Source organism: Capnocytophaga canis (assembly GCF_043187445.1).
Taxonomy (GTDB): domain Bacteria; phylum Bacteroidota; class Bacteroidia; order Flavobacteriales; family Flavobacteriaceae; genus Capnocytophaga; species Capnocytophaga canis.
The window spans coordinates 1831667-1846152 of record NZ_CP171121.1; the positions used below are offsets into that span (position 1 = coordinate 1831667).

Annotated in this window: 7 protein-coding genes and 1 tRNA gene; 2 read left to right on the forward strand and 6 right to left on the reverse strand. The window is 37.0% G+C overall.

What is annotated here, in order from left to right; genetic code table 11:
• Window positions 1-91: 91 nt before the first annotated feature.
• On the reverse strand, window positions 92-2713 hold the full coding sequence (locus tag ACF3OB_RS07840) for an MGH1-like glycoside hydrolase domain-containing protein (RefSeq protein WP_392447351.1): 2622 nt from the start codon (window positions 2711-2713) through the stop codon (window positions 92-94).
• Between the two features lie 419 nt (window positions 2714-3132).
• On the opposite strand from ACF3OB_RS07840, the gene ACF3OB_RS07845 reads away from it, so the two are divergent.
• A complete protein-coding gene (locus ACF3OB_RS07845; RefSeq protein WP_172914657.1) occupies window positions 3133-3429 on the forward strand; it encodes a type II toxin-antitoxin system HigB family toxin in 297 nt (98 codons plus the stop codon).
• A 3-nt stretch (window positions 3430-3432) separates the two neighbouring features.
• Window positions 3433-3792, forward strand: a complete 360-nt coding sequence (locus ACF3OB_RS07850) for a type II toxin-antitoxin system HigA family antitoxin (protein WP_172914656.1) — start codon at window positions 3433-3435, stop codon at window positions 3790-3792.
• Window positions 3793-4048: 256 nt separating this feature from the next.
• Here the strand turns inward: ACF3OB_RS07850 and ACF3OB_RS07855 are convergent, their stop codons facing one another.
• The 5 genes from ACF3OB_RS07855 to sprA form a co-directional block, all read right to left on the reverse strand.
• Window positions 4049-5023, reverse strand: coding sequence for a transposase (locus ACF3OB_RS07855; RefSeq protein WP_392447355.1), 975 nt, complete (start codon window positions 5021-5023; stop codon window positions 4049-4051).
• A 300-nt stretch (window positions 5024-5323) separates the two neighbouring features.
• Window positions 5324-5399, reverse strand: a tRNA-His gene (locus tag ACF3OB_RS07860).
• A gap of 138 nt (window positions 5400-5537) precedes the next feature.
• Window positions 5538-6662, reverse strand: coding sequence for a DegT/DnrJ/EryC1/StrS family aminotransferase (locus ACF3OB_RS07865; protein WP_392447357.1), 1125 nt, complete (start codon window positions 6660-6662; stop codon window positions 5538-5540).
• A gap of 241 nt (window positions 6663-6903) precedes the next feature.
• A complete protein-coding gene (locus ACF3OB_RS07870; RefSeq protein ID WP_157908994.1) occupies window positions 6904-7350 on the reverse strand; it encodes a hypothetical protein in 447 nt (148 codons plus the stop codon).
• A gap of 79 nt (window positions 7351-7429) precedes the next feature.
• Window positions 7430-14482 carry a cell surface protein SprA gene (sprA, locus tag ACF3OB_RS07875; RefSeq protein WP_392447359.1) on the reverse strand — a complete coding sequence of 2351 codons (7053 nt, stop codon included), beginning with the start codon at window positions 14480-14482 and terminating at the stop codon, window positions 7430-7432.
• Window positions 14483-14486 lie beyond the last annotated feature (4 nt).

The window sequence follows — 14486 nt, forward strand, 5'->3', positions numbered from 1 at the left end:
ACACTATAAAAAGCTGAAAATCATCGAAATAGTAAAACACGTCCTCTTTTCTTCCTGTTTTATAAACTGGGATGCATACACCGCTTAAAGGTTACCAATCTCCAACTTCATCAATCAGATTTGCCACTAATGATGTCCAACCAGTTTGGTGTGATGCTCCGATGCCCCGACCGTTATCGCCGTGAAAATATTCATAGAATAAGATTAAATCTTGGAAGTTTTCTTGGCGATATACATCTGAATGTAATCTATTCACAGGACGATTTTCTTGTGCATCTTTTTGGAAAATACGAATCAATCGCTTACTAATCTCATCTGCTATTTGATTGAAATTCAATGTATTTTGTTCATTTCCTGTTGGGAATTGATAGGTTGTATCGTCAAAAAAGCGATATAATTCTCGCAGAGTGTCAATCAGAATATAGTTTATGGGAAACCAGATTGGACCACGCCAATTGCTATTCCCACCGAACATATTGCTTGTTGATTCTGCAGGATCGTACGCAATTTCATACATTTTTCCTTCCAAAGGTACACGGAAAGGATATGTGTATATCTTTGATAATGAGCGTATTCCATAGTCGCTTAAGAATTCTTTTTCATCGACTAAGGCGCGTACCATTTTATCCAATCGGTTCTTAGGAACTAATGAAAGTAGCATTCCTTTGTTGTTGTCCGAGGTTTGAATAATCGGATATTTAAGTTCGTTCATCAAGTGTTTTTGAAACCATGAAAAACTGTTTTTAAATCGAGGTAAGCGATCTAAGGTTTCTTGGTCAATATGCAACACAGCGATTAGAGAAAGCATTCCTGCTACTGAGCGTACTTTTACCAATTTGGAATTACCATCTTTGAATATAATCCTATCATAAAAAAATCCTTCTTTTTCGTCCCAAATGCCTTTATGTTCTTCGCTAATATGGTTCAATGCTTTGGCTATGTGGATAAAATGTGCAAAATATTTGGTTGCCATTTCCTCGAAAGACTCATCGTGTTTGGATATTTCCAAACTGATTTTCAGCATACATAGGCTGTACAAAGCCATCCATGCCGTACCATCTACTTGTTCCAAAGTTTCCACTCCTTCAATACCTTGTGTGCGGTCAAAAACTCCAATGTTGTCCAGCCCTAAGAATCCTCCTTCAAAAATGTTGTTCTGACTGGAATCCACTTGATTTATCCACCATGTGAAATTCAGGGACAATTTATTGAACATTCGTTTGAGAAAACTAATGTCGGATGTACCATTTTGTTTCTGATCAATATTGTAAATCATCAACGTTGCCCATGGTTGTACTGGAGGATTTACATCACTGAAGTTCCATTCATAAGCTGGAATTTGTCCATTAGGTCTCATATACCATTCCTTGGTAAACAGTAGTAATTGCTCCTTAGCAAACTGAATATCAATCATTGCCATGCTCACACAATGAAAAGCGGAATCCCAAGCGGCATACCACGGATACTCCCATTTGTCGGGCATTAGCAATACATCTGAATTTCGCAAAGTTGTCCAATCGGAATTACGACCTTTCCAACGTTCTTTAGGAGGTGCAGGATGTTTACTATCGCCTTTGAGCCAACGTTCAATGTTGTAGTAATAATATTGCTTACTCCATAACATTCCCGAAAGAGCTTGTTTTTGAATTAGATAGAGTTCTTCGTTTTTCGTTTTTAACCTATTACGGTAAAAAGTATCACACTCTTGTTCACGCGATGCAAATAACTCATTTACACCGTTAAAAGGATTTTCTTTTTCCTCATTAGTAAGACGTAAATAGATAATTCGCTGTTCTTTAGTCTCAAGTTCAAAAAAGTACATCGGCGAGAATTTCGTTCCATGGTTTCGTTGCGTAGCAAGTTCGAAATCACCTGAAATCACAGCATCGTGAAACAAATCTTTTTTGTAAGGATGTTTGTTTGGATGTCCGTGTAATTTTTCGTTATTACTTTCATTTTCAGTAAATAAACATTGGTCAGCTTCTTGAAAGTAGAGGTAGTAATCTTCCTCCAAAGCGTTCGTAATTTTCACGCTATTTTCATTTCCCTTTCGGGAGATTTTCGGCAGAGGGTCTGTATCAAAAAAACTCCAATGGTTTCGAAGTAATAATGTAGGTAATACAAAAATCGGAGCTTTTTCTTTACCTTGGTTGATGATGGTGATTTTCATAAAAATATCCTTTTCATCAGCTTTGGCATATTCTACCAAGACATCAAAATAAGCGTTATTCTCGAAAATTCCTGTATCAATCAATTCAAATTCAAGGTCTTGCAGTCCTTTCTCGCGATTTACGTTTTCCAAAAGTTTGTACGGAAATTCCGTTTGTGGATACTTGTAAAGATATTTCATGTAGGAATGTGTTGGCGTGTTGTCTAAGTAATAATACAACTCTTTGACATCCTCGCCATGATTTCCTTGATTGTTACTCAATCCATAGAGACGCTCTTTGAGAAAAGGATCTTTACCATTCCACAGAGCTACCGACAGACATATTTTGCTATGATTGTCCGAGAACCCTGCTAGTCCGTCCTCTCCCCAACGATAGGCACGACTCCGAGCGTGTTCATGAGGGAAATAATTCCAAGCATCTCCGTTTGCACTGTAATCCTCACGAACCGTACCCCACTGACGCTCACTTAAATAAGGTCCCCAAAATGACCAATTTTTAATCTTCTTATCTTTCTCTTCTATACGTTTTTTCTCTGCGTTCATTACGCTATTATTTTTGTTTTATGCAGAGATACTGACCAATACCTCCACTGAATTTTCTTAATAAATCTCAATTAAAATCCTCAATACGTGATTTTTCTTAAAACTCCATTCCCTCATCTGACGATGGATTTTTATGAATATTTACAAATATACATGAAATATCATTATCGTTGGATTTTTAACCTAATCTTAACTTTTTATTTTTACCATAAATTTGGTTTCGGAGATTTTGAAATCATTTGTAATATATTGATTTTTAACGATAAATATTTTCAAAAGTAATGATAAAACTCCAAAAATGCTTGTTTCAGTGTTTGAAGATAACATATGAAAACAGAAGAAGAAAAATAATTTTATTTTTCGGTATTTTATTTTGTAATTCAAAATATTTTTTATATCTTTGTATGAAAGTTTGAGTAATGAGAATTATATCCAAAAAAGCAATCGTAGATTTTTACACAGATCACGCCGACAGCCAAACGGCTTTGAGCAGTTGGGCAAAAAAGGTAGAAGAGACAGATTGGTCGAGTTTTACGGATATAAAAAATGATTTCAATAGTGCTGATTATGTGGGCAACGACCGATTTGTATTCAACATCAAAGGCAATCATTATCGGTTAGTAGCATTGGTGCTATTCATTCCCAAAAGGGTTTATATTCGATTTATAGGCACTCACGCTGAATATGACAAAATTCAAGACATCGAAAATATTTAAGAAATGATACAAAACGAAATACAATACAAGGCAGTAATGCAACGGATTGACCAGCTTTTAGATTTGGTTGGAAATGAAACACCTCCTACCGACCCTAATTTTATAGAGTTGGATTTGCTCTCGGAGTGGGTGGAACATTACGAAAGTATTCATTATCCGATTGTTGAACCAAACTTGGCAGACACAATAAAACTCCGTATGTATGAGATGAACCTCACACAAGCCAAAGTTTCTGAATTGATTGGGGTTTCGCCGTCAAGAGTGAGTGAGTACCTAACAGGCAAAAGCGAACCGACTTTAAAAGTGGCACGGAACATTGCTAAAAAACTGAACATTAGTGCCAATATCATTTTAGGCGTTTAATATTTAAGAAGGGCAATGTGGTAAAAAATGGTGCTTTTTTAATTGATAAAAAATGCTTATATTTCGCACGTTGATTGGAAGAGGAAACAAGCTCTGCTGAGGAATAAGCGAGAAAAAGCGAATAGCTTTTACGAAGGTTACGAACATAGTTCATTGTCAGTAATACAATCAATGTTCAAAACGATAGTTTTAGGGTGAGTTTTTCTCACCCTTTTTTATTAAAACTATCGGATGAACCCTATGGCTAAAAAAAAACTTACACCCCTTGATTTTTAAAATATAAATACCATTTTATAAAGTTCTTTTTAGCCTCAAAACGAAGTCCTCTATGCAAGGTTAATTTCTCCTTCAAATGCGTAAAATAGGCTTCTAAACGATTGGTAGTATAAGGGATTTCACTATCTTTCAGATATGCAAACATATTGGGTAAGGCATTGATAATATGATAAGTAGCTAAGTGTAGATTTTTATGTTTAAACCACTGAAATCCAGATTCTTCATTCATTGATTTTTCTTCTATAAAATATTGATTTTCAACATACCACTGGTAAAATCTATTTCCCCAATCGTTAGCCTGTTCATTGGTTTTTAGATGCGTAATTTCTTTGGATAAACACAAAAGCTGTTGGCTAATAAAATGTTTTGGGCTACCACTTAAATAGTTCTTAATCTGTCGTTTAATATGCACTAAACATCTTTGGATAATCACCTCTGGAAACACCTTTTTTACCGCTCCTAAAATAGATTTATGCCCATCGCAGGTTACACTGTAAACTGCCACATTCAGCTTCTTTAAGTTTTCCAAATCTTGCTTTATATCACGAAGTTTTTCCTTGTTGGTTTGGCGGTAAAGTTGCACATATCGAATGTCATAATCGTAGTAGAGTATCAGGCATAATCCATTGGAAAAGTAGGTGCCATCAATCAAGAGATGAACCTTTGTCTTGCTTTTGATGCTGATGGTAGGAACTTGTGAAAGGTAATGTTTAAAGAGGTTTTGAAGGGTAGATTGGCTCATTGTGCTATCCCTCGAAAGGATTTTATAGACTTGCCTTTCCATTATCCATTTTCTGAACCAAATGAATTGATTTTTTCTTTTTACACCAATGTTTTTAATGGTAAAATTTGCCTGACAATCTCCACATTGAAAGCGTTGTTTTCCATTTCTTTTTCCTTTTTTGATGATGTGATTAGAACCACAAACTGGACATTTTTTATTCGTTTTGGACATAAAATAAGAGTTATAACGAAACCACTTTCATTATAACTCTTATAAGTCTATAAAAGACAATGCTTTACAAGGTTTTTAAGCACCATTTTTTGTTATATTGTCTTAAGAAATAACCTAATTAGAGAGGTTACAGGTCATTCACTTGGCTTGTAGCCTCTTTTTTATTTATGAAAACAATACAGACAACAGCAATATATTCAAGGGTCGAACCTCGCTTTCATACTCGGTGCGTATTAAATAGCTACTATTCAAAACAAAAAAATACGCCTAAAAGCGTATTTTTCATATAGTTATAATTTTGGGTGGAATACCGGGCTCGAACCGGCGACCTTCGGAACCACAATCCGACGCTCTAACCAACTGAGCTAAAACCACCATTTTGCATTTGCGACTGCAAAGATAGAAATATTTTTTTAATTACAAAAATGTAAAGACAAATATTTTTGTTGATTTTTGTAAAATATTTCTTTTTATCTATTTAATTAGCTGATTTAAAGTGTTTTGTATTTTCTTTCTAAACAACTTCATTGATGATGTTTGTGATGTATTCAATCTGTTCGTCGTCTAATTCAGTGTGCATAGGCAGTGAAATTACTTCTTTCACAAGCTGATTCGTAGTCACAAAATCAGTTTCATTGTATGAATCGTTCGCATATGCCTTTTGAGCATGTAACGGAATAGGGTAGTAGATACCGTGAGGCACTCCTTTTTCTGTCAAAGTTTTTGCCAAATCATCGCGTTTTCCGTTGGTAATCCGCAGGGTGTACTGATGATAAACATGGTCGTAACCCGTTTTAACAAAAGGGGTTACGATGTTTGGGTTTTCCATAAGTGCTTTTGTATATTTTTCAGCAGCAATTCGGCGTTTTTGGTTGTAAGTATCCAAATGTGGTAACTTGGCTCTTAAAACGGCAGCTTGTAGGGAATCCAATCGAGAATTTACTCCCACAACATCATGATGATAACGCACGTACATTCCATGGTTTACGATACCACGTAGGGTGTACGCCAAATCATCATCGTTCGTAAAAATAGCTCCTCCATCGCCGTAGCATCCCAAATTTTTCGAAGGGAAGAAAGATGTTGCTCCTACATGTCCGATAGTTCCTACTTTTTGTTTACGTCCATCTGACCACGTAAAATCTGCCCCAATAGCCTGTGCGTTATCCTCAATAACATACAAGTTATGTTCCTTAGCAGTTTTCATAATAGCCTCCATGTCAGCAGGTTGTCCAAAAAGATGTACAGGAACAATCGCTTTGGTTTTAGGGGTAATTGCCTTTTTGATGGCTTCGATATTGATGTTGAACGTGTCGTCATAAACATCTACCAACACAGGAGTAAGATTTAACAACGCAATCACCTCAACGGTAGCAGCGAAAGTAAAGTCCGCTGTAATGACCTCATCGCCAGGTTTCAATCCTAATCCCATCATGGCAATTTGTAAGGCATCTGTGCCATTGGCACACGGAATCACGTGTTTTACACCCAAATAGGTTTCTAATTCCTTCTGAAAAGCATTTACCTGAGGCCCGTTGATGAAAGCCGTAGTGTCTAAAATTTCGTTGAAAGAAGACAAAACTTCATCTTTAATCTGTTGATATTGACCATTTAAGTCAACCATTTGTATTTTTTTCATAGAAAATATATTGTCTATATTTTGATATTCAAAATAGATTCGTTTACAAACCACAAAGGTACATAATTGTTGTGAATAATCAATATTTCATTACGCAGAAAAAATGAAAAAAAGAGGCTGTCCGAAAAGTCAAATTTTAGGATTTTCACAAAAATTAAATTGCTGAAAATCAGAGTTTTATTTTTGGTGTTTTGCCCAAACTGAACCTTTTCGGACAGTCTCTTTTCTTTGAGTTATTTTACTATTTATTTACAAACTTTTTGTACAAATCAAGGTAATAGCTGCCATCAAATGTATCGCTGACTCCTGAAATGCTTTCAAATGAAAATACGCCTACTGCGATTAGAACCAGACCCGCTACAAAAAAAGCAACTTTTTTTGAAGGAGAGGTTACGTAATAATACAGTAAAACAGCTCCTAATATACTAAATATCAGATAAGGAATTACAACTCTAATACCATCTGTAAAAAAAGAGGTTATGAGCAGTAAACCCAAAATAGGTGCATTTATCCAAATTAAATTATGGCGAACTTCTTTCTTTTCTTTGTTACGAACTACAAAATATGAAACAAAAATATTTAGTAGCAAAAAAGTGATAAACATATAGTGATGATAACCACTAAAAAGAATTCCCGCAAGTAGGTATAGTCCAATACCTATCAAACTATTTTTGATGATTTGTTTCATAATGAGATATGTTAAATGATTATACATCCCCAAATGTATGCATAATCATTTAAAACTCCAAATAATCATAAATTTTTCTCTAATTAAACGTATATTTCACGGATAACCCCGTACGGATGGTTGTCATCGGGAAAGCTGTTGAAATAGCTGATTTTGAGAAATTATATCGGAAATAGTACGAAGCCAGTAAGTTTCTGCTCAACGCATATTCTGCCGTAAAATCACCAATCCAGTTGCTTTGCCCTGCGGTTACTTGGTTGTTGGTAATTTCCATATTCCGGATAACGGTAAACTCATTCAGATGCGAGAGAGTTCCCTTAAGTATCAAATCACTTTTCAAAGTGGTTCGTACGCCATTCACTTTGGTTACAAAACGTAAATCTTTGATGCGATAGCCTAATCCCATTCGAAATTCCTTACGGATAATTTCGGTTAAATAGTCGTTGTCCAAACTGATGGATATAGTGCGGTCACGATTGATTTCAAACAACGCACTGATTGAGTTTTTCATTTCCATATCAGCACGAATCAGCGGATTGAATTGCTCTACCAAAGTTACGTTGGTGAATAGTTGCTGACTTAAATAATCACCTTTAGCATTGACTTTAAACAAATTATTAGGGTCGAATTCTAAATTCGTACGGAACTCACTTAGCACATAACTCGCATTATAGCCGTGAGCTAATGAAAATCTATTAAAATATCGTTTCATTGATTCCAATCGCCCCAATCCTGTGTAGGTTATTTTCCATTCAGGAACCGGAATGTTTTTAAAGGCACTCAACGAAGTGGAATTAGCATTTCCACCTGAATAGGCCGCAAAAAACGCCGGAATCATCACCGATTGACTGGTTTTGCTGTATCCCTTTGGAAAACCTTCTTGATCAAGATTATTTGGATCGTTCAAGTCTACACCTCTTTCTGAAGCCAAACGACGTGCTATTGTGATGCGATTTTCTTTGAAACGCTCAAACGGTACAGAGTTATATTCGTCTATTTTGTTGAAAGTGGTCGCAATCAAATTGGTTGTAATGTTGAAGTTACCTACTTGATTTCCTATAAGTTTATTATATGTTAGGTTGTTTACTTCAAAGGTCTCGGTGTAATTATCGGTATACTGACGTTTTGCTTTCAAATCAATTTGCAGATCAGGAATCGGTAACAAATTGGTAGTGAATGTTAAATCACGTTCCTTTGACTGTAGGAATTGATCGTTAAAATCAACAAAATCCGTTAAATACCCTTTTTTTGCCATTTCATAACGCACATCCGCCTGACTTCCAAACATGAAACCAAAAGAGGGTTTGGTTGTACCTAAGAATCCTACATTTTGAGTATACCCTGGCAAGGTTTTCCCATTGGTTTCAGCATAATTTACGCTAATGGTTTTCAGCATCGTAGCCAACGATTTGCCTACTGACGGCTTTTCACCGCGAGGAGTTGGTTTCACTCCCAAATAGCGGTAAAACTGTTCAAAGGATGCATTGACCATCAGGTTGTGCGTATTGGCATTTTGTAAAGTATTGATATCGTGTTTTGCTAACTGCAGTAAGGTTTGCGATCCACGTTGCCAATCGAAGTCGCCTGAGTAAGTGTAATTTGCTTTCATAAAATCCAAAAATGGAAATTTGGACAGGGGTAGTTCATAACTTATTTGTAGTTTTGACAAAAAGTGATTTGGATTACCTAAATCCCAGAAATCACTCCACAAGGTTACGTTTCTGTCATATGAAGCTACATCACCATTACTGTCGTAGATGTAATAATTTCGGATAATACTATTATTTGTAGCGTTGAAACTTGCTTTCAAAGAGCGGGTTAGGTTGTAGTTTACTCCGAATTGATAATTATGTAAATAGTTACGCTGTTGTAATTCGGGTAAGGTTTTTTGCAAACTCGCGTCTACTCCTTCAAAATACACATCGCGAAATAATTGTTTTGATAATGAACGATTTACATCGGAAGAGAACATAATGCTGGTAGGCAATAAGTTAAGATTTACATCTGCCAACCATTGCCAGTATTTTTTACCCGTAAAACGTTCCGATTTTTTGAAAGGTTCAATAGTTTTATTTTCAAATCCATAGTTGTACAAGAATCCCGCTCTGACGTTTTGTTCATCTTCATAACGGAGTTCATAATCATGGTGATGCATCTCGTTATAGGCGTAGTTAAACGTAAAGTTTTCAATATTGTACATACGTTTTTTCTGTCCTTCGGAAAAATTTTTCTTCACGCCAATCAGATTGATTCCTTTGCGAACAGTCAGATTTTCAGCCTGTTCCCTGATAGCTTTGCGTTCTTCTGGTGTTTGTGCAATATTCAAACGATCGTCGAGCTTAACATCTTGATATGAAGGATCATAGAACGGTGTAGAACGTTTTTGAGCATGATTTAAACTCACGGGGACTTGTATCTGCCATTTTTCGGGTAGTAATTTCCCTGCATTTATATTCATCACCACATCGTATTCTTGAGTGTTGTCAATTGAACGTTGGTTAGGTGTCTGGTCAACTGCACCGAAACCTACCGTATGCATACGTCCTGTAGCTGAGATGTTTAACAAATCGGCCGCATTCGCATCTAGCGCTCCGACCATTGCCCAACCACCTTTGTTGGACAATTCTGCTACCCGAAGTTCATTGAACCAAAATTCTCCACTTTGGGTATTTCCTGTAATGTTTTTCACTCCAATCATCACTGAGCGGACACTTCCTAATGAAGGATTTCCTTTGATTACATAACGATTTTCTCCTATGGTATAAGGCGTATTTTCGTTTACTACATTCAGATTGGTATCGTAATAAGTAGCGTTGTTCAGTGTTTGATTTCGAAGTCCAATGGCTTTCATTTTTGTTAGTACATCCATTGACACAATTAGCTGATTTTCAGTTGGCCATATAGCCATATCAGTGTTTGCTCCTGAAGGTGTGATTTTCAATGGTATTTCTACCTGATAGTAATTTTCGTTAAAATCCGTACCGATACGCATAAATGCTACCATCTGATTGTCAGATAATGATTTATTTTGATACGCTTCTGCATGGACAAACATTTTGATATATTTGTACTGACGTAAATCCAAATTCATCACCTTATAAACAGCGCGGCTATCTAAAGGCTCTAAGTTATTTACACTGTAGGATAATGATTGCTCATTCTGTTCAACCAAAGTATTGTTAGCGTTTATACGTTCGCGGTATACTCCAGGAGGCATACGATATGGAATAGGGGTACGTGTTTCATTTTCAATTAGATTCACTGAACCTATTTCCACTTGGGTGTTATCATCTGAAGGATCGTCTAAATTAGTTTCTAAGGTTTCGCTGTAGTATCGCCAATCTCCACGAACCAAATCTAAAGTTCCGAAACGTAACAACATTTCTTGTGAAAATCCAGTCATGTACATCCGCATATGGGTAATGGAGTTCATGATGTCAATTTCTTCGTTCGGAGCTAATGGGAATTTATAACCTTCACGCACCATTTGCCCTTGAGCAATCGGAATTTTAAACTGAATCCAACGAGCGGATACGGTTCTGCCATTAGGAGCTTCCACAGCTACCGTTCTAATATCGTTTACAAAACGGTCGGAACGCGTAATATTCGGACGGATCTTCACTCGATATTCATAGTAATTATTCTCCGTATTCATAGCGAAATCCCCATTAACATCTTCAATATCAGGATTTGTAGTTGCTCCTCGGTTACTTTCAGTTACGGAAACAGGAGAATTTGCTTGTGTTCCATTGTAGTTGAAATAGCGATTCAAAATGCCTCCACCACGACTCATGAAATACTCGTAGTTGTCCAATGCAGGGTCGTTCGGAGATTCGCTTAGATTGTTATTATAGACTGAAGCCTCATCACCATCGGATAATCCGTCTAAACCAATGTCTTGTAAGGCTCTGTTCGATGAATTGGTGTCAAACGCATAGAGTAGAGACTGAGCTCCGGGTACCTTGCCCCATGATGAGGAATTGACCGCTGCTGATGATGATAACCCCGGCAATCCGTTTTCATATTGCTTCCTGCCGTCCTTCAAAACGTCTTCTGAAATGTTTCCTAAGTTAAATACCAATTCTCCAGTTCCACTGTATTCACCTGAATGATAAGGATCTAACATCCAGAACTGTATATATTCAATATTACTTTCTTGAAAATCAGAATATGTTAATCCACGCATGATGCCTCCCCATTTCTCATCAGCATTGGCAGACTGAAAAGCTGGATTATTGTTGTACGAACCTTTATTATTTGGATAATATGCCAAATCCAAGGTTGTTTGTACAAGGGATTCACCCTGAGCTACTTGCTGTTCAGGGAATATTTCTTCTAAATAGATACGCCGTGTGCTATTTTTTGAGATTTCATCACCACTCACGTCGCTCGGTTTTTGTGATGAATAGAAAATAGGGTCAATGGTATACCATGCTAATTTGGCACGACCGTAGCCGTTTCGCATATTTTCAGGATCTTCAGGTGAAGTTCCGTATAACCTTCGTGGAGAATTTCCTGATCCTGAGCCAAATTCGAGAGGAGTACTGGCTAATTTCCATGCTAAAGGAGAGCGAATATCAATAGTTGCTTGAGCCGACTCAAAATCATCTAAGTAGACGGTAGTTTCTCCATCGAAATCATCTCCTTTAGGAGTTCCTGGGACAAGGTATGCAAATTCTCCTCGTACAGACAGATTAGAGGCTACATCTGATTTTATGGTAGGAATGCGATTTACCCAACGTGTCAAAAAAGGTAATTCAGTGGAGTATGTGCCACCAAAACCAAAAATAGTGTTATTGACCGACTCTTGTCCATAGCTTGTTTTTTGGGTGAATGGACGCTCACGCAGGTTCACAACCGATGCTCCCATAATGAATTTATCACTGAATTTATGTTCGATATTCACTCCCATGAATCGAGTGGTCTGCCCACCAAAAATCAGATTATTTTCCATGGATACTTGAATCGGAATGTTTGATGCCTCCAAACTCGGATTTGTAATTTCGACCGTTCCCGACATATAGTCCACTAAATAATCAATACCCTCTTCGAGAATACGCCCTCCTGCCGTTACGGTTACTGACCCTCGAGGTACGTTGAACGCTCCTAATGAAATGCCACGCCGTCCTGAGGATTTGTAGCGTCCTTTCATTTGGAATTTATTTTTACTACCGTCCATCTGAGCCTGTGTTTTGGTATTGGCATACAAACTCGGATAGACATATTTTCGTTGGTTTTCGTTATACGTAGCAGGGTCATCGTAATTTCCACCTCCTAAGGTTTGGTGAAGAAATTTTCCAAAAGGCTCTACTTTAGTAAAAAATATCTTTCCGTACTGTTGATCAATCGTAATTCCTGGGATAAAATCAAAAAATCCGTCACCTCCAGGTTGGGGATCTTGGTATTTATTTAATCGATCGAAATTGAACAAATTTAGTAGTATTTTGTCTTCCAATCCATTATCCCAACCCGCATCGGACACTTTTGAAATATAGTTTAGCGGGGATGGATCAGAGTAGTAAATATTCATTCTGAAATCCTCAGGGTCTAATTGCCCGGATCCTAGGGAATAGACGTTTTTCATCATTAAATCCCAGATAGGATCTTTTACGTTCAAACGATTACTCTTTAACATTTTCAGTACCAACAAATTATTGGTGATAGCGTTTTGGCTTGCTGAAGTGTTATAGGTTGTCGCTGAAATACCATCATTGGCAAATTCTCCTACTTGAAACACTTCACTCCCGTAGGTGTATTGATAAGCAACGGCCAGTACTTCATTGCTACTCAAGGCAACGTTTAGCGAAATGTATCCTAATTTTGTATCTACTTTATAATCAACCCCTTCCTCTAACTTACGAGCGTTTTCAATCACCGCATAATCATAGCCTTGGTTCACTAAATTGGAAATGGCACCGAAGCCTTGTTGTAAGGTAGCCACATCGCGAATCGCATCGGTTAACACCGAGGAACCTCCAATTTCAGCAGGGTCAAAACGGTTGGCAGCATTGGTTGGCATGTTGTTAGTTGTCGATGAAAAAAAACCTATGGGAGCATTTTGGTTGATGCGTGTGTTCAACGGATTAGCTTCTCCTAAATCCTGTAGTGCGAGTATGTTACGTATGTTTCCTGTACGGTTATTACGATTTGTAACCCATACCTCCAAACGTGTGATTTGTACTTTGCTGTTAATAAAAGGATAATTTTCTAAGGCTTTATCATAATTATCACGGAAGAATTGTGCTAAGAAAAAGTTTCTATTTTCGTCATAGTCCAATGCGGTAAACTCAAATTCGGTAAGTATTCCTCCTCCCTGGGCAGTCACTGTTTTCCGTTCGGACTTTTGTTCAGAAAATACTCCTGTAATGGTAGTGCGACCGAATTTTAATTCGGTTTTTACCCCAAATAGACTCTGCGAACCGGTGATTAGAGAGTTAGACATAGGCATACTGATATTTCCTAACTCAACCTTTTGGATAATATCATCCTCGTTAGGTTCGTATTCCAACTTAAAAACGTTCTGAAAATCAAACGAAGCCTGAGTGTCATACTGAGCGTTTAATTTTAATCGTGTCCCGACTTGCCCCGTAAGTCCTAAACTGATTCTTTGATCGAAATCTAACCCATAAGTGATTCTATTTCTTGGAGTTATAGCTGGGTTGTCATTTTTATTAACATATAAACCTAAATCAATTCCTACGTTTCCTTTAGGGATAAGGTCAATATTTCGCCCTCCAAAAATACTTTCAAATAACTCGGACTTAACATACAAATCAGGAAGCAAATCACGTTGAGCTTTATTTTTCTGCTCCTCTCCTTTGTTACCACTCAAAGCACTACTTTTTTCTCTAAAATAAGCACTTCGTTGTTCTCGTGTAATCAGCGCTTCATATTCTTCAATAGTAAGAATTTGAGGTACAGTCAAATCGGTTTCACCTAATGTTTGACGGTACACATAGCGATTCAATTGCGGGTTATAGGTATAGTGATTAGCAATGCTGGATGGTGTTCGCAATCCTATTTTGGGGATATTATTCTTAGTTTGTGTTGTATCTTTCGTAATTTCTTGTCCCCAAACCGATAGGTTAGTAAGAAATGTTATGAGAAAAATATATTTTAAATATCTATTCATCTTC

What these genes read in the sequence shown, in the direction of transcription:
- ACF3OB_RS07840 (WP_392447351.1), bottom strand. Translation starts at nt 2,713, where the DNA reads ATGAACGCAGAGAAAAAACGTATAGAAGAGAAAGATAAGAAGATTAAA.
- ACF3OB_RS07845 (WP_172914657.1), top strand. Translation starts at nt 3,133, where the DNA reads ATGAGAATTATATCCAAAAAAGCAATCGTAGATTTTTACACAGATCAC.
- ACF3OB_RS07850 (WP_172914656.1), top strand. Translation starts at nt 3,433, where the DNA reads ATGATACAAAACGAAATACAATACAAGGCAGTAATGCAACGGATTGAC.
- ACF3OB_RS07855 (WP_392447355.1), bottom strand. Translation starts at nt 5,023, where the DNA reads ATGTCCAAAACGAATAAAAAATGTCCAGTTTGTGGTTCTAATCACATC.
- ACF3OB_RS07865 (WP_392447357.1), bottom strand. Translation starts at nt 6,662, where the DNA reads ATGAAAAAAATACAAATGGTTGACTTAAATGGTCAATATCAACAGATT.
- ACF3OB_RS07870 (WP_157908994.1), bottom strand. Translation starts at nt 7,350, where the DNA reads ATGAAACAAATCATCAAAAATAGTTTGATAGGTATTGGACTATACCTA.
- sprA (WP_392447359.1), bottom strand. Translation starts at nt 14,482, where the DNA reads ATGAATAGATATTTAAAATATATTTTTCTCATAACATTTCTTACTAAC.